Raw genomic sequence first — 14,933 nt, forward strand, 5'->3', positions numbered from 1 at the left:
TTCATCACTACTAATAGTTATATGAGCGAAAATCTAGAACAGTCATTTGTTGCGCAATTGCAGGCAAATCAGAATATAATCCACAAGATTTGTAGATTATATACTGCTGGGGAAGATGCTCATAAAGACTTGTTTCAGGAAATTACCATTCAGTTATGGAAGGCGTATCCTAAATTTAGAGGCGATAGTAAATTTTCGACCTGGACGTATCGTGTTGCGTTAAATACAGCCATTACCTTATATCGAAAAACCAAAAGAACCATATCTACCGTAGATTATGAAAGCCATCAGCATTTCGTAAAAGACGTAGACTATAATTATGAAGAGGAAGAGCAGATTAAACTGATGTACAAAGCAGTTTATCAGCTTAATGACATCGAAAAAGCATTAGTTTTTATGTATTTAGAAGACAAAGATTATCAAGAAATAGCAGAAACCTTAGGAATCAGCGAAGTGAATGCACGTGTGAAAATGAACAGAATTAAAGGGAAACTTAAAAAAATATTAAATCCTTAAAAATTATTATGAAAGAACTGGATTTACTAAAAAAAGACTGGAAAAAGAATGCCGATTCTTTTCAACAAATTTCTGAAACCGAAATTTATAAAATGATTCATAAAAAATCATCTTCAATCGTGAAGTGGATTTTGATTATAAGCATTTTAGAAATTTTATTCTGGACAGTCTCCAATTTATTTTTTAGCACTGATGAAATGTTAATTAAGATAAAACATCCGGAAATGATTTTTTATCTGGAAGTGTTAACATACTTTAATTATGTTGTCGTTCTGATATTTGTTTATTTCTTTTACAAAAATTACAAGACTATTTCTACTACAGAATCTACAAAATTACTGATGAGCAGTATTTTAAAAACACGAAAAACGGTTCAGTATTATGTTTGGTACAACTTGGGAATGGCAGTGATAAGTTCTATAATTAGCTTTTTCATTGCATTTGTATACAACCCTGATATGACCTTTTTACGAGATAAGATAGCCACAAACGGTAAAGCAATGTTTGTAACAGGCGGAATTTTAATTTTGGTAACTTTAGCGTTTTTAGGTGTTTTCTGGTGTTTTTACAGATTATTATACGGAACACTTTTACGCAGATTATATGCAAATTATAAAGAGCTGAAAAAGATAGATTTTTAAGTAAGGGACTAAGGCTCTAAGCGACAAAGGTTCAAAGGTTTGATGCTAGCTTTTACGCCTATTTCAACCTGAAACCTGAAACCTGAAACTTGAAACAAAAAATCTAAACTCTAAAATCTAAAATCAGAAATCTAAACTATTTAGTAGTCCCAGCGTCTCATTTGATTCAGTTCTTCCTGTATTTTTAATTCTTCTGCCGGAATAACTTTTAAAAATGATGGGTGTTGCTCAATTGCATATTCTACTTTTTCAACGATTTGTTCGATTGTATCATTTTCATAATCAATATCAAGAGGTTCTTTGATAATAAAGGACTGAAGTATGCCTTTCTTTTTCATTCGTAAACCTTTCTTATCAAAAGAACGGCGGAAACCGTCAATTACGATTGGGATTACAATAGGTTTGTGCTGTTTTATAATGTGGGCTGTCCCTTTGCGAACTGGCTTAAACGACTTTGTAGTTCCCTGCGGAAAAGTAATTACCCAGCCATCTTCGAGAGCAATTTTAATATTTTCGGTATCATTAGGGTTCACATCACGTTTTTCTGTAACATCAACTCCTTTTGCGCGCCAGGTTCTCTCTACTGTAATAGCACCAACATAAGCCAGAATTCTTGGTAATAATCCCGCTTGCATCGTTTCTTTTGCGGCCACATAATACAAATTCATTTTGGGCTGCCATAAATAACCAATGTTTTTAATATTATCCTGACGGCCGCTTAAGCTCGCATTAAAAACATGAAACATGGCCACAACATCTGCAAAATAAGTCTGATGGTTAGATATAAACAAAACATTGGTATCCGGCAACGTTTTTATGATTTCAGATCCTTCAATCTGTAAGTCATTAAAACCTCTATATCTTCGGTGAGTCATGGCACCCAAAATACGGATTAACCATTTCTTGATGAATAATATATGTCCGAAAGGATTTCGTTTAAACAATCCCATAGCTCTATATTGTGTTTTGTTAGTTAAGTCGCAAACATACAAAATTTATTCATTTGGCAAAATCTTTACGCAATTTTGAAGATAAATCGTTATCGTAATGATTATCAAATTGTTAATTTATTGGTTTTGCAGATTTTCCTCAAAAGTTATTTTCAAAACTTCTCTTAATTCACTTAATATCATCGCCGTTGCCCCCCACACTATATGATTTTGAATATTAAATGCAGGAACGAGAATATTGGCTCCGTAAGAAGTTGACAATGTGGCTTCGATAATAATTTCATCATCCAAAAAAACAGAAAGCGGCAATTCTATAACTGAAGCAACCTCACGTGCATCAGGATAAAACGAAAGTTCTTCTGATGAAATACCCAGAAAAGGATGTACTAAAAAATTACTTGGAGGAATAAACATCGGGCTAAATTCCCTTATGACTTTGATATTTTCGGGCAAAACACCAATTTCTTCATGTGTTTCTCTTAAGGCTGTTTCTTCAAAACCAGAATCTGTTGTTTCGTATTTTCCACCAGGAAAGGCAATTTGAGAAGAATGCACCCCATCGTAAGCATTACGAACGATTAAAACCAAATGTGTTTCCTTGTTTTTAGGATAAAGCAACATCATAACTGCGGCAATTCTGGGATTTAATGCGTTTATATCTAAATTTTTCAAACCCTCTGCCCGTTCTTTTGGAGCCATTTTCAGGTGGGCCGAAGTAGCCGGCAGTTTCACCGGAATTATATTAGGAACATATTGCAAAAAATCTTGAAAATCCATATTCAAAGTTTATTTTTGTACTTTCAAATAAAATATAAATATAGTCCAGAAAACGCGTTTTCACAAGTTTTCCCGAATCTAAAGCCATAATAAATGTACAGCAGAGAAGAATCACAAAGAATGAAAAGAGAGTTTTGGGTGGCTTTCGCCGAAAAATATCCACGAAAATGGGTGCTTTATGATACTAAAATTAAGGATTTCTCTTTTAAGTTTTATGTAGACAATAAAAAAGCTCAGGTTTTAATCGATATTGAACACCGAAGTGATGAGAAAAGAATTGCCTATTTTGAAAAATTAGAAGCTTTAAAAAATATACTGGAAGAGGAATTTATTAAAGATTTGGTTTTCGAAAAAAATTATACTTTAGAAAGTGGTAAAACTATTAGCAGAATCTGGGTTGAGAAACAAGGAATTGGCTTTAGTAATAAAAATAATTGGGATGCCATTTTTGATTTCTTCAACGAAAACATGCATGCCCTGGAAATGTTTTATCTGGAATATGATGAGTTTATAAAGGATGTCGAATCCTAAGATGATAAGTTTCTGAGTTTAAAAATAGCGCATAAAAACAAACCAGGCAGTTTTTAAAAAACTGCCGGGTTTGTTTTGTTAAACCGTAAAAATATTATAGACAACAATCTGATCATCATAGTTTATATAAAGCTGCTTACGATAATCCTGTTTCTTTCTGGTAATTATTGAAAGCTTACAATCATTGCCATTATTGTCTTTACACAAAAAAGAATAAACAATATCGGTATCATTTTCTTCCCTTTCTATATATTCAATAATGTTAAATAGTTGGATTTCCTGAGAATACACGACAATTCGGTGCTTATCTGTATCAAGAATTACAGAAAGATTTACCAAATCAAGATTTGACCATTCGCCCCATTTTCCTCTTTCATTCTTTTCCAGCACGCTAAAACCTGATGTTTTAAAGCGATATGACTGACTGTAAGATTGCTGAAAACAAAGTCCTAAAAAAAGGATTAATATATAGTTACGTAAAGTATTCATTTATTTTAGGGCTATTAAAACTCAAATTTAGCTTTTTCTTTGCAGGCAATTTCAAAATCGTTCATCATTTGCTGAATAATCTTTTCAACAGGCAAAATTTCATGAATAAGTCCGGCAATTTGACCAATTTCCAGTTCTCCTTCTTCCAAATCACCTTCAAACATTCCTTTTTTTGCTCTTGCTCTGCCTAAAAGGGCTACTAACTCTTCTTTTGACGGGCACTTCTCATACAATTTCTGAACATCCTGATAAAATTTATTTTTAATCAATCTTACCGGAGCCAACTCCTTAAGAGTCAATTGCGTATCTCCCTCTTTTATATTAACTATAGTTTCTTTAAAATTATTGTGTGCCGACGACTCTTTTGATGCGGCAAAACGGCTTCCTACCTGTACTCCATCGGCTCCCAAAACCATGGCAGCCAGCATTCCTCTTCCGGTTGCAATTCCGCCGGCAGCGATAATCGGAACCTGAATTTTTTCCTTTACCATCGGAATTAAAGTCAGTGTTGTGGTTTCATCCCGGCCGTTATGTCCTCCAGCTTCAAAACCTTCTGCCACAATTGCATCAACTCCTGCTTCCTGCGCTTTTAAGGCAAAAACACTGCTGCTTACTACATGAACTACAGTTATTCCTTTTTCTTTTAAATAAGAAGTCCATGTTTTAGGATTTCCAGCAGATGTAAAAACAATCTTTACCCCTTCTTCAACAACAATAGTCATAATTTCCTCGATGTTCGGGTATAACATCGGAATATTGACTCCAAAAGGCTTATCTGTAGCTTTTTTACATTTCTGAATATGCTCGCGTAATACATCGGGATACATAGAACCCGCGCCAATAAGCCCTAATCCTCCTGCATTACTTACGGCACTTGCTAATTTGTAACCACTGTTCCAAATCATTCCTCCCTGAATTATTGGATATTTTATATTAAAAAGCTGGGTAATCTTATTCATTTAAAAGTGTAGTTATTGTTTGATTATCTTTCCTGTTTTGTACAAACCATCGGCATCAAAAGTATAAAAATAGAGACCGCCTTTTAAAGATTGTACAGAAAGAATTGGATTTTGGCTGGTAATTTGTTTTTCAATTATTTTTTGTCCTAAAACAGAATAAATAGAAACTTTAGCTGTTCCTGTTTCATTAAGAAATGAAAAAGAAAGATCATTTTTTACCGGATTTGGATAAACCGAAAAAACATTCTCTGAGATAAAACTTTCTGTTCCCAGTGCAGCCCCAAAATTAGGAATCCCATAGCCATAATTGTTATTGGGAACTGTATATCTGTCTGATGATTCTAAAACCATTTGTCTGATTTCTTTACTGGTTTTTGATGGAAACGCCTGCCACAAACAAGCAACCATTCCGGCCATAACAGGACATGAAAAAGAAGTACCGTTTGAAGTTCTTATAGTTCCTGTAGCACCTGAAACCACTGTGGCGCTTCCCATTGCCATTATATCCGGCTTTATTCTGTTATCATAACTTGGTCCGACTGAACTAAAGTCTGATCTGGTTTTTGAAGCCATAACCGAGCCTACCGCAAGTACAGAAACGGCGTCTGCCGGACTGCCAACATGTGGTTCTCCAGTATCACCTTCATTGCCTGCTGAGGCCAGAACAACTATTCCTTTACTAAAAGCAGCATCTGCACCTATCGAAACAAAATTTGTTATTCCATTCATGTCGCTATAGGTATGATTGTATCTTGGTTCATCCCTTTCACCAAAATAGCCTAGAGATGTAGTTATGATATCAACCCCTAAACTGTCTGCTTTTTCTGCCGCTTCGACCCAGAGTGACTCTTCCAATGGATTTTCAAAGGCATCAATTTCTGTGATAAAGAGGTAATAAGACGCATCCGGAGCAGTCCCTATTAAGGCATTTTCTTTGTATCCGCCCATTGTAGACAAAACTAAAGTTCCGTGATCGCTTCCTCTATAGAAATTATCACTTCTGGTTGTATAATCATACCCTCCTAGAATTCGGCCGTTATTTCTGAGGTTCTCAAAAGGCTGTGCTGTATTGACTCCGGGAAAACCAGCATCTAAGACTGCAATTGTTTTACCTGAACCTGTATAATTTTGTTGGTGCAAAATATGGCCGTTCAGCATTTGTATCTGAGTTGCAGAACTTCCGTAATTATAATCAACAGCAGTTTTAAGTCTTTTATTTGTGTTTGATGTTACAGCCGGAACTTTTTTTGAAGTATTTAATGTCCTGTCTGCAAAAACTACTTTACTAACTATAGGCAGCAATTTTAAAGCATTAATGTTTGCCTGACTGCCACTAATATGCAAAGCATTCAGCCATTTTGACTGCGCCATGATCATTATTCCTGTACTTGATTTTATTTGGTCGACATAGGATTTCTCTACAGGGGTATCTGTAATATCCAAAGCAATATTTTGATTGGTCCTGCGATCTAAAGCTTTCTGTGAAAGCATGGTTAACGGAGCATCTAAATATTGCTGAGCGTTTGGCTTACCTGAAAAATAAACCCAAGCATCTTCTTGCGAAAACATCGCAGAAGAAAACAATAGCATGATAAATATAAAGTAGTTGTGTTTCATAGTATACTTTTAAAAGGAATCCTTTTTAAAAAGTATAAAGCTAAGAAATTACTCCCGAACCAACTAATTCATTACCAAAATACCAGGCAACAAACTGACCTTCAGTAATAGCCGATTGAGGTTCATCAAAACGAACGTACATTCCGTCTTCAAACTGATATAATGTAGCTTTTTGCAAAGGCTGTCTGTAACGGATTCTTGCCATTACTTCCATACTTTCTCCTGTTTTTAAAGCCAAATCAGTACGAATCCAGTGCACTTCTGATTTTTCTATAAATAAAGATTTTTTAAATAATCCGGGGTGCAAACTTGTCAAACCAGTATAAATAGTATTGGTCTCGACGTTTGTAGCTATAATAAATAACGGATCTGTTGTTCCGCCAACATTAAGTCCTTTTCTCTGTCCGATTGTAAAATAATGTGCCCCCTGATGTTTACCCACTACTTTGCCCATTGTTGGAAGATAGCTTAATTTCTGAGATTCTATTTTTAACTCTTCTTCTAAGGTTAAACCAACTGGTTTTTCGAAATTATAAATTGGATCATTTTTATCAATCTGAACAATTTTACCTTCTTTAGGCTGCAGTTTTTGTTGCAAGAATTCAGGTAAACGCACTTTTCCAATGAAACATAATCCTTGAGAATCTTTCTTTTCTGCTGTAACCAAATCCATATCAGCAGCAATTTCACGTACTTCGGGTTTTGTCAGGGCACCAATCGGAAACAATGATTTTGCCAATTGTTCCTGAGACAGCTGACATAAAAAATAAGATTGATCTTTGTTATTATCTGCTCCGGCAATTAACTGATATACCGGTTTTCCATCAACTTCAATTTCGCTTTTTTGGCAATAATGTCCTGTTGCCACATAATCAGCGCCAAGACTTAAAGCAATTTTCATAAAAACATCAAACTTGATTTCGCGGTTACAAAGTACATCAGGATTTGGAGTTCTTCCTTTTTCATATTCGTTGAACATGTAATCAACGATTTTTTCTTTGTATTCTTCGCTTAAATCAACGGTCTGAAACGGTATACCTAGTTTTTCAGCCACTAACAAGGCATCGTTACTATCTTCTAACCAAGGACATTCGTTGGAGATTGTAACCGAATCATCATGCCAGTTTTTCATAAAAAGGCCAATAACTTCGTATCCCTGCTGCTGCAATAAATAGGCTGCAACACTAGAATCAACACCACCAGAAAGTCCAACAACTACACGTTTCATTTTAACTCGTTTATATTTTTACAAGGGTGCAAAGGTAAGCCAAAATCTATATAATTACAGTAGTTTTAATTAGTTTATACAATGCTAAAGTAGATAAAAGCTATTGTATTTTATTTTCCTCAATATACTTTTGATTTTGGGCAGTTTCTTCTTCTGTCCATTTATCAAAATCATCTTTTGAACAAATCTGATCAGTAAAATAATAATGGTTTTTATCCCTGGCATATTGGGTTGGAGTTTCAAATACAGAAGAAACAACTACAATTTCAAAAGAAGCTGCATCTGCTTGTTTCATTAATCTATTAAAATAATAAATCCTGTTGCTGTCCTGAGAATAAAAATATCCTGCCTGCAATTTATTCCATGTTTCCGGTTTTGCTTTCGGGAGTACCCGGCTTCCACAGAAGACAGACTTCTCATCAAAACCAAAATAGCCATCATCTAAAGATTGAAAAGATGCTGCATTGGCTTGCTTTATAATCTTTGCAGTACCCTGAAAGTCGTAGTAATACACATTATTTAAATCCTTAGCGAATCCGTATGGCACAAAAGATTCAAATCTGTTTTTTTTATTATTATTTGAGGGATAAAAAGTGATTCCTAATGATTTTTTACCGCTGTCACAAACTTCAAAAGTTTCCGGGTCAGCTTGTGGAATCAGACCTGCCAGCGTCCAGACATGAGATTTATCTTTTGCATATGCAAAATTCAGCACACTAAAAGTGGTAACATCTGCCCCTTTTATCTTTGTAGCTCCTGAATAGCAATATTTATTATCCTTTGCCCATGATCCCGGAAAATGTTCAAAAGAATCAATATCAGCATTTTTGATTACCATTTCACGAAAAAATACATTCTTGCCATCCGTCCAATAAAATGCTTTTTCATCGTACGCATTAAATTCCATTGCAGGTTTTTGTCCTTTCATTGAATATGCACTTTTTACTGCTTTTTTTCGGGCAGATTTTTTTTGGTTCCGCTTTTTTCAGAAATTTTATTGACATTTTTCGGATCGCTCATGTTTATTTCCTTAGTTAGCTTACCTTTTACGTAAAACTTCCAAATTCCTGCTTTTTTTCCTTTTAAAAATTTACCTTCAGAAGCTACTACTCCATCAGAGTCATAAAAAATTGCGTCACCATTGTACTCGTCATTTTTATATGTTGTCTGCTCTAAAATGATTCCGTTTTGTCCAAATTTTTTATAAATACCTTCTTTCTTTCCGTTTACATACGTCATTTCTTCGGCAACTTTTTCATTTGGATAATAAACTTTTCTTGGACCTTCTAATTTTCCGTTTTTATAATTTTCAACGGCCATAAGAATTTTGGATGCTTTATGATAATACTTCCATTCGCCTTCGTAATTTTTGCCAATCACTTTTCCTTCACTTACCTTGTTTTTATTCTGATCGTAAAAAATATTGTAAGCACTTCCGTCATTTGCACTAAAATCGCGTGTAGCAATTACATCTCCTTTTTTGGTATCATCAAAAAACTTAAATATTCCCGTTTCTTTTCCATGAATAAAAGTTCCTTCATAACGGGGACGTTTAGAGACTTCATAAATTCCCTTCCATACGCCATCTTTTTTACCGTTGGCATCTAGTTTATTGAAGTCGGTCTGAGCATTTATTATTAAAACATTTAGCAATGCTAATCCAAAAATTATTCTTTTTAAATTCATCATAAATTCATTTTAAACTTAAACGACATTGTACTTTATAAAGTATATTACAAGTATAAAAAAATCCCGATAAATCGAGATTTTTTTATAAAATTTATTTCTTTTTATTTTGAGCTTTTGCAGCTTCCTGCTGCTCCATAACATCCTGAAGACGCTGTTGAAATTTACTTGGCTTTTTAGGCTCTTTCAATTTGTTCTCCTGAATTTGAGCATGAATTTTATCTGTATCAACAATATAGTTTTTGATTACAAACATAATTCCGATTGTAATTAAGTTGGAGATAAAGTTATATAAACTCAAACCTGCACCGTAGCTGTTGAAGAAGATTAACATCATTAATGGCGAAACATAAATCATGATTTTCATCATTTTTGCCATATCGGGCATTCCTTCTTGTTGAGGCGCTGCCATTTGCTGATCTCCTGATGTCATTTTCATGTAAAAGAAAATTGCAATTGCTGCCAGGATTGGGAACAAACTGATATGACTTCCATATAATGGGATATTGAATGGTAATTGTACTACAGCATCAAATGATGATAAATCGTCTGCCCAAAGAAATCCTTTTTGTCTTAACTCAAATGCTGAAGGGAAAAACTGGAATGACGCATACATAAATGGAAGCTGAATCAAGGCCGGAATACATCCTGCCATTGGGTTTACTCCTGCTTTATTGTACAGTTTCATTGTTTCCTGTTGTTTTTTCATTGGGTCTTTTTTGAATTTTTCTCCCAACTCTGTAATTTCAGGACGCAAAACTTTCATTTTTGCCTGAGACAGGAATGACTTATAGGTAATTGGCGACATGGCCAATTTGATAATAATAGTAAAGATGATAATGGCAATTCCTAATGACAATCCAATTGTAGAGCTTAGGAATCCGAATAACGGAATAAAAATCCATTTGTTGATCCATCCAAAAATCCCCCATCCTAATGGAATAATTTTTTCGAAATTTTTATCGTATGATTTTAAAACTTTATAATCTGCAGGTCCAAAATACAAATTCATTTTATAGTCAACTTCTCCACTAGAAAAAGCCAGTGGAACAGTCGCTTTAAATTGTTTTGTAAAAACAGTATCGATTTTTTCGTCTTTTACCAGGTTATAAGATTGTAATCTGGATTTTTCGAATGGCTTATTTGTAGATAAAATAGTCGTAAAAAAGTGTTGTTTGAAAGCTACAAAACTTACTTTTTCAGGAGTTTCTTCATTTCCTTCACCATTCGGACTTACAGAACTGTATTTTTCGTCTTCATATTCATACTCAATCTGAGCATAGCGATTCTCGTAAGAAATACTTTTTTCGTTTCTGTACGTTTTCAAATCCCAAACTAAATCTAATGGTTTAGAAGAATTTAAAACTTTATTCAATCCTTGGGAACGAATATCAAAACCAATTAAATAATCGTTTGGTTTCAAAGTATATTTATACTCTAAAAACTCATTAGCTCCCGATTTCAAACGCATTGACAAAACCTGATCCTCACCAACTTTAGTTAATGTTGGTTCAAAGAACAAATCTTTAGAGTTTAAAGTTCTGTTATCAGTAGTTTGTAATTGAATGTTTAGATGAGAATTATTGTCTTTGATTAATTCTACTAATTGTCCGGAATTTTTCTCAAACTTTTTAAATTCTTTCAGAGTAGCTTCAACTATATAACCGCCTTTGTTGGCGATTTTAAGTCTTATCTTTTCGTTTTCAATAGTTGTAAAAGATTCTTTTGCTGAAGCAAGAGTAGCTGAGTAAGCAAAACCTCCCAATGTTTTTTGCAATTTTGCCAATTGAACTGTGTCTCCCGGAGTTGTTGCAACTGTTGGCTGGGCAACTGTTTTAGTCTTATCTGCTTTAGCCTGAGCTTCTTGTTTAGCAACTAATTCTTTCTTGGCTTTTTCAGCAGCAATTTCCTTGTCAGAAGGTTGATTTTGATACATGATCCAAATCAAAATTCCAAATATCAATACAAAACCAACGATTGAATTAAAATCTAATTTTTTTTCTTCCATTATAATTTAAAAAAGTTATTCGTTTAAGGCTATTAGTTAAGAGTTTTACTCAAAAGTTACATCCTTCACAGAATATAATTATTATTTTTTATGCGCAGTTACTGCAGCAGCCACAAAGTTTACAAAAATTGGGTGTGGGTTTGCAACCGTACTTTTGTATTCAGGATGGTATTGAACCCCAATAAAGAACGGATGATTCTCTAACTCAATAATTTCAACCAGGCCTGTATCAGGATTTACTCCAGAAGCAATTAAACCTGCTTTCTGCAATTCATCCTTATATTTATTGTTATATTCATAACGGTGACGGTGACGTTCTGAAATTGTCTTTTCTCCATAAATTCTATGTGCTAAAGTGTTTGGCTTAATATCACATTTCCAGGCTCCAAGACGCATTGTCCCCCCTTTATCCGTAATTGTTTTTTGTTCTTCCATCAAATTCACTACAGGATGTTTGGTTTTTTCATTCATCTCAGTTGAATTTGCTTCTTTGTAACCTAAAATATTTCTTGAATATTCGATAACAGACATTTGCATTCCTAAACAAATCCCAAAAAACGGAATATTGTTTTCACGGGCATAACGAACTGCTTCAATTTTTCCTTCAATACCTCTTTCTCCAAAACCGGGAGCAACCAAAACTCCGTCAAGAGTTCCTAATTTTTCCTCGATATTATCACTATTAATATGTTCTGAGTGAATAGAAATAACGTTTACTTTTGTTTCGTTTGCAGCACCTGCATGAATGAACGCCTCTAAAATAGATTTGTAACAATCCTGCATTTCTACATATTTACCAATCAAACCGATATTTACAGTTTGCTTTGGATTTTTTAATCTGCGTAAAAAAGTATTCCAGGTTTTAAGATCCGGAGATGCTTTTTTAGGTAAATCTAACTTTTTCAAAGCCACAACATCTAATCCTTCTTCAAGCATTAAATTTGGAACTTCGTATATTGTAGAAGCATCAATTGACTGAATTACAGCTTCTTTTTTTACATTACAAAACAAAGCCAGTTTTTGACGTAATTCCTGAGACAATTCATGCTCAGTTCTGCAAACCAAAATATCTGCCTTTATACCGCTTTCCATCAATGTTTTTACAGAGTGCTGTGTAGGTTTTGTTTTTAATTCACCTGCAGCGGCCAGATAAGGAACTAATGTTAAATGAATAACAATTCCGTTATTTTCTCCCAATTCCCAAACCAACTGACGAACAGATTCTATATAAGGTAATGACTCAATATCACCAACAGTTCCTCCAATTTCGGTAATAACAATATCATAATCGCCAGATTTACCCAGCAATTGCATTCTGTCCTTGATTTCGTTTGTAATATGAGGAACTACCTGAACTGTTTTGCCTAAAAATTCTCCCCTTCTTTCTTTCTCAATAACCGAAAGATAAACTCTACCTGTAGTAACGTTATTAGCCTGAGATGTCGGAACATTTAGAAAACGCTCATAATGCCCTAAATCCAAGTCCGTTTCTGCACCATCATCTGTAACGTAACATTCTCCATGTTCATAAGGATTTAATGTCCCCGGATCCACATTTATATACGGATCAAATTTTTGAATAGTTGTACGATACCCTCTTCCTTGTAACAATTTTGCTAAAGATGCTGCGATAATTCCTTTTCCTAAAGAAGAAGTCACACCGCCTGTAACAAAAATATATTTTGTTTGATTCATTCTGTTGTTGTTTGTAAGTAGTTGTGTAAAAAACTTGGCAAAAGTACAAATTTAATTAGATAATTTGACAATTAGAGAATGAGATAATTTTGCAATTTTTTAAACAGATCGTTTACTTGAATTTGTAATCAATAATTTTTACTTTTAATTGGTCTGTAATTTTGAATATTACGCTTAATCAGAATAACGAATCTATCAAAAATCCAAGTCTTATACAGAAAATGATAAACAAGATCAAAATATACTACTTTATAAAAGTAAACTTAATTAGCTTGATATTAAGTACAGCAACTATGTTTCTATTTCAGCATAGTAGATTGCATAGAATAAAACATTACTAAAACAAAAATCACGATAATCGAAACAGCAATTATTCCTAAACACAATCCAATCTGTGAAATAAGCAGAGAACTATTACTTTTTCTTGCTTGTGACATGCCAATTGTACCAGAAATTACAGCGAGAAAGCTAAGGAAAATTGTTAGTATACCAAAAGGTATTGCAATTAAAAGGGTTATAAAAAAAGTCAAGCAGCAAATCCCTGCTGAAATTAAGGCAAAAAAAGATAGTACTAAGGATAATACACTTAAGGTCTTACCTGAATTTGATTTTTGAACACTATTATTCATCTAATTAAATTTATTCTAAAAAAATAAAAATGACTTACAAAATTATCAACATAATTAAAATTTATCTGATATTATTTTAGAGGTTTTGGATATTGCTTTTTTATATTTCTAATCAATTCCTCAAGTCCATTTAATTTTAACTCATAAATAAGCTGAAGCTGCTGCCCCAATTCTCCTTTTGGAAAACCTTTATTATGATACCAAACTACATAGTATTCCGGTAAATCAATTAAAAATCGTCCTTCGTATTTCCCAAAGGGCATTTTGGTATGTGCTAATTTTATGAGAAGTTTTTTGTCTTGTTCCATTTTTTTTTAGAAAAAAAAAGCAAGAGAAAAGAATACAGATTGATTCTCTTTCTTGCTTCTTAATATGCAAAGCTATCATTTTTTACCACAGATTAAAGGATTAAAATGATTTTCTAATTTGTACGATTTTTTTTGACACGAATTACACTAATTTCCACTAATAGAATTTGGGTTAATTCGTGCAATTCGTGGCAGCAATCCCTGCAATCATTCTAATCTGTGCTAGCTTTTTTTTATTTAGAACCTTAATTCCTGAAAATGATTTTATTAAAGCTTTTTTGATTTGTTTTTTGCCACAGTTTAAATTGATTAAAAATGATTTTCTAATCTGTATGATTTTTTTGCCACGAATTACACTAATTTCCACTAATAAAATTCGTGCTAATTCTTGCAATTCGTGGCAACACTTTCTGCAATCATTCTAATCTGTGCTAGCTTTTTTTATTTAGAACCTTAATTCCTGAATTGATTTTATTAAAGCCATTTTGATTTTTTTTGCCACAGATTAAATTGATTAAAATGATTTTCTAATCTGTATGATTTTTTTTGCCACGAATTACGCTAATTTCCACTAATAAAATTCGCGCTAATTCGTGCAATTCGTGGCAAACACTTTCAGCAATCATTCTAATCTGTGCTAGCTTTTTTTTTATTTAGAACCTTAATTCCTGAAATTGATTTATTAAAGTCATTTTGATTTGTTTTTGCCACAGATTAAATTGATTAAAATGATTTTCTAATCTGTATGATTTTTTCGCCACGAATTACACTAATTTCCACTAATAAAATTCTTGTAATTCGTGTAATTCGTGGCAAAGAAAAACTTAGAATCTTAGCTCCTCAGTCCCGAAGCCTCGGGATAGAATCTTAATAATGCCATCTCACAAAAGCTTCCATCG

Annotated in this window: 16 protein-coding genes; 3 read left to right on the forward strand and 13 right to left on the reverse strand. The window is 33.5% G+C overall.

The window, feature by feature from the left end; genetic code table 11:
• The first annotated feature begins 21 nt into the window (after positions 1 to 21).
• Together JOD96_RS21305 and JOD96_RS21310 are read left to right on the forward strand one after the other, a co-directional pair.
• A complete protein-coding gene (locus JOD96_RS21305) occupies positions 22 to 516 on the forward strand; it encodes an RNA polymerase sigma factor (protein WP_007810116.1) in 495 nt (164 codons plus the stop codon).
• Positions 517 to 524: 8 nt separating this feature from the next.
• Positions 525 to 1,157, forward strand: coding sequence for a hypothetical protein (locus JOD96_RS21310; protein ID WP_209566255.1), 633 nt, complete (start codon positions 525 to 527; stop codon positions 1,155 to 1,157).
• Positions 1,158 to 1,297: 140 nt separating this feature from the next.
• Here JOD96_RS21310 and JOD96_RS21315 read toward each other — a convergent pair whose 3' ends face one another.
• Together JOD96_RS21315 and JOD96_RS21320 are read right to left on the reverse strand one after the other, a co-directional pair.
• Complete coding sequence (locus JOD96_RS21315; protein WP_209566256.1) at positions 1,298 to 2,107, reverse strand: lysophospholipid acyltransferase family protein; 810 nt, start codon at positions 2,105 to 2,107, stop codon at positions 1,298 to 1,300.
• Between the two features lie 117 nt (positions 2,108 to 2,224).
• The gene (locus tag JOD96_RS21320; protein WP_209566257.1) at positions 2,225 to 2,884 is read right to left on the reverse strand and encodes an NUDIX hydrolase; all 660 of its coding nucleotides are present in this window, start codon (positions 2,882 to 2,884) and stop codon (positions 2,225 to 2,227) included.
• Between the two features lie 93 nt (positions 2,885 to 2,977).
• Between JOD96_RS21320 and JOD96_RS21325 the strand changes: the two genes are divergently transcribed.
• Positions 2,978 to 3,415 (forward strand): DUF4268 domain-containing protein, encoded by a 438-nt coding sequence (locus tag JOD96_RS21325; RefSeq protein WP_209566258.1) that lies wholly within the window; start codon positions 2,978 to 2,980, stop codon positions 3,413 to 3,415.
• Between the two features lie 78 nt (positions 3,416 to 3,493).
• Here JOD96_RS21325 and JOD96_RS21330 read toward each other — a convergent pair whose 3' ends face one another.
• The 11 genes from JOD96_RS21330 to JOD96_RS21380 all read right to left on the reverse strand — a co-directional run bounded on the left by JOD96_RS21330 (position 3,494) and on the right by JOD96_RS21380 (position 14,428).
• Positions 3,494 to 3,904 carry a hypothetical protein gene (locus JOD96_RS21330; RefSeq protein WP_209566259.1) on the reverse strand — a complete coding sequence of 137 codons (411 nt, stop codon included), beginning with the start codon at positions 3,902 to 3,904 and terminating at the stop codon, positions 3,494 to 3,496.
• 14 nt (positions 3,905 to 3,918) lie between these two features.
• Positions 3,919 to 4,863: an NAD(P)H-dependent flavin oxidoreductase gene (locus tag JOD96_RS21335; protein ID WP_209566260.1), complete on the reverse strand. Its 945-nt coding sequence runs from the start codon at positions 4,861 to 4,863 to the stop codon at positions 3,919 to 3,921.
• Between the two features lie 12 nt (positions 4,864 to 4,875).
• Complete coding sequence (locus JOD96_RS21340; protein ID WP_209566261.1) at positions 4,876 to 6,480, reverse strand: S8 family serine peptidase; 1,605 nt, start codon at positions 6,478 to 6,480, stop codon at positions 4,876 to 4,878.
• Between the two features lie 40 nt (positions 6,481 to 6,520).
• Positions 6,521 to 7,708 carry a tRNA 2-thiouridine(34) synthase MnmA gene (mnmA, locus tag JOD96_RS21345; protein ID WP_209566262.1) on the reverse strand — a complete coding sequence of 396 codons (1,188 nt, stop codon included), beginning with the start codon at positions 7,706 to 7,708 and terminating at the stop codon, positions 6,521 to 6,523.
• 100 nt (positions 7,709 to 7,808) lie between these two features.
• Positions 7,809 to 8,636: a DKNYY domain-containing protein gene (locus JOD96_RS21350; RefSeq protein ID WP_209566263.1), complete on the reverse strand. Its 828-nt coding sequence runs from the start codon at positions 8,634 to 8,636 to the stop codon at positions 7,809 to 7,811.
• A 14-nt stretch (positions 8,637 to 8,650) separates the two neighbouring features.
• Positions 8,651 to 9,397, reverse strand: coding sequence for a toxin-antitoxin system YwqK family antitoxin (locus JOD96_RS21355; RefSeq protein WP_410744294.1), 747 nt, complete (start codon positions 9,395 to 9,397; stop codon positions 8,651 to 8,653).
• 91 nt (positions 9,398 to 9,488) lie between these two features.
• On the reverse strand, positions 9,489 to 11,402 hold the full coding sequence (gene yidC, locus JOD96_RS21360; RefSeq protein ID WP_209566264.1) for a membrane protein insertase YidC: 1,914 nt from the start codon (positions 11,400 to 11,402) through the stop codon (positions 9,489 to 9,491).
• 81 nt (positions 11,403 to 11,483) lie between these two features.
• A complete protein-coding gene (locus tag JOD96_RS21365; RefSeq protein WP_209566265.1) occupies positions 11,484 to 13,097 on the reverse strand; it encodes a CTP synthase in 1,614 nt (537 codons plus the stop codon).
• 299 nt (positions 13,098 to 13,396) lie between these two features.
• On the reverse strand, positions 13,397 to 13,726 hold the full coding sequence (locus tag JOD96_RS21370) for a hypothetical protein (protein ID WP_209566266.1): 330 nt from the start codon (positions 13,724 to 13,726) through the stop codon (positions 13,397 to 13,399).
• Positions 13,727 to 13,797: 71 nt separating this feature from the next.
• Positions 13,798 to 14,034, reverse strand: a complete 237-nt coding sequence (locus tag JOD96_RS21375) for a DUF3820 family protein (protein ID WP_031454937.1) — start codon at positions 14,032 to 14,034, stop codon at positions 13,798 to 13,800.
• Between the two features lie 172 nt (positions 14,035 to 14,206).
• Entirely contained in the window at positions 14,207 to 14,428 is a 222-nt protein-coding gene (locus JOD96_RS21380; RefSeq protein ID WP_209566267.1) for a hypothetical protein, read from the reverse strand.
• Positions 14,429 to 14,933 lie beyond the last annotated feature (505 nt).

The organism is Flavobacterium sp. 1355 (assembly GCF_017833415.1).
Lineage (GTDB): Bacteria > Bacteroidota > Bacteroidia > Flavobacteriales > Flavobacteriaceae > Flavobacterium.

What these genes read in the sequence shown, in the direction of transcription:
- JOD96_RS21365 (WP_209566265.1), bottom strand. Translation starts at nt 13,097, where the DNA reads ATGAATCAAACAAAATATATTTTTGTTACAGGCGGTGTGACTTCTTCT.
- JOD96_RS21350 (WP_209566263.1), bottom strand. Translation starts at nt 8,636, where the DNA reads ATGAAAGGACAAAAACCTGCAATGGAATTTAATGCGTACGATGAAAAA.
- JOD96_RS21320 (WP_209566257.1), bottom strand. Translation starts at nt 2,884, where the DNA reads ATGGATTTTCAAGATTTTTTGCAATATGTTCCTAATATAATTCCGGTG.
- JOD96_RS21370 (WP_209566266.1), bottom strand. Translation starts at nt 13,726, where the DNA reads ATGAATAATAGTGTTCAAAAATCAAATTCAGGTAAGACCTTAAGTGTA.
- JOD96_RS21325 (WP_209566258.1), top strand. Translation starts at nt 2,978, where the DNA reads ATGTACAGCAGAGAAGAATCACAAAGAATGAAAAGAGAGTTTTGGGTG.
- JOD96_RS21340 (WP_209566261.1), bottom strand. Translation starts at nt 6,480, where the DNA reads ATGAAACACAACTACTTTATATTTATCATGCTATTGTTTTCTTCTGCG.
- JOD96_RS21375 (WP_031454937.1), bottom strand. Translation starts at nt 14,034, where the DNA reads ATGGAACAAGACAAAAAACTTCTCATAAAATTAGCACATACCAAAATG.
- JOD96_RS21310 (WP_209566255.1), top strand. Translation starts at nt 525, where the DNA reads ATGAAAGAACTGGATTTACTAAAAAAAGACTGGAAAAAGAATGCCGAT.
- yidC (WP_209566264.1), bottom strand. Translation starts at nt 11,402, where the DNA reads ATGGAAGAAAAAAAATTAGATTTTAATTCAATCGTTGGTTTTGTATTG.
- JOD96_RS21355 (WP_410744294.1), bottom strand. Translation starts at nt 9,397, where the DNA reads ATGATGAATTTAAAAAGAATAATTTTTGGATTAGCATTGCTAAATGTT.
- JOD96_RS21330 (WP_209566259.1), bottom strand. Translation starts at nt 3,904, where the DNA reads ATGAATACTTTACGTAACTATATATTAATCCTTTTTTTAGGACTTTGT.
- JOD96_RS21335 (WP_209566260.1), bottom strand. Translation starts at nt 4,863, where the DNA reads ATGAATAAGATTACCCAGCTTTTTAATATAAAATATCCAATAATTCAG.
- mnmA (WP_209566262.1), bottom strand. Translation starts at nt 7,708, where the DNA reads ATGAAACGTGTAGTTGTTGGACTTTCTGGTGGTGTTGATTCTAGTGTT.
- JOD96_RS21315 (WP_209566256.1), bottom strand. Translation starts at nt 2,107, where the DNA reads ATGGGATTGTTTAAACGAAATCCTTTCGGACATATATTATTCATCAAG.
- JOD96_RS21305 (WP_007810116.1), top strand. Translation starts at nt 22, where the DNA reads ATGAGCGAAAATCTAGAACAGTCATTTGTTGCGCAATTGCAGGCAAAT.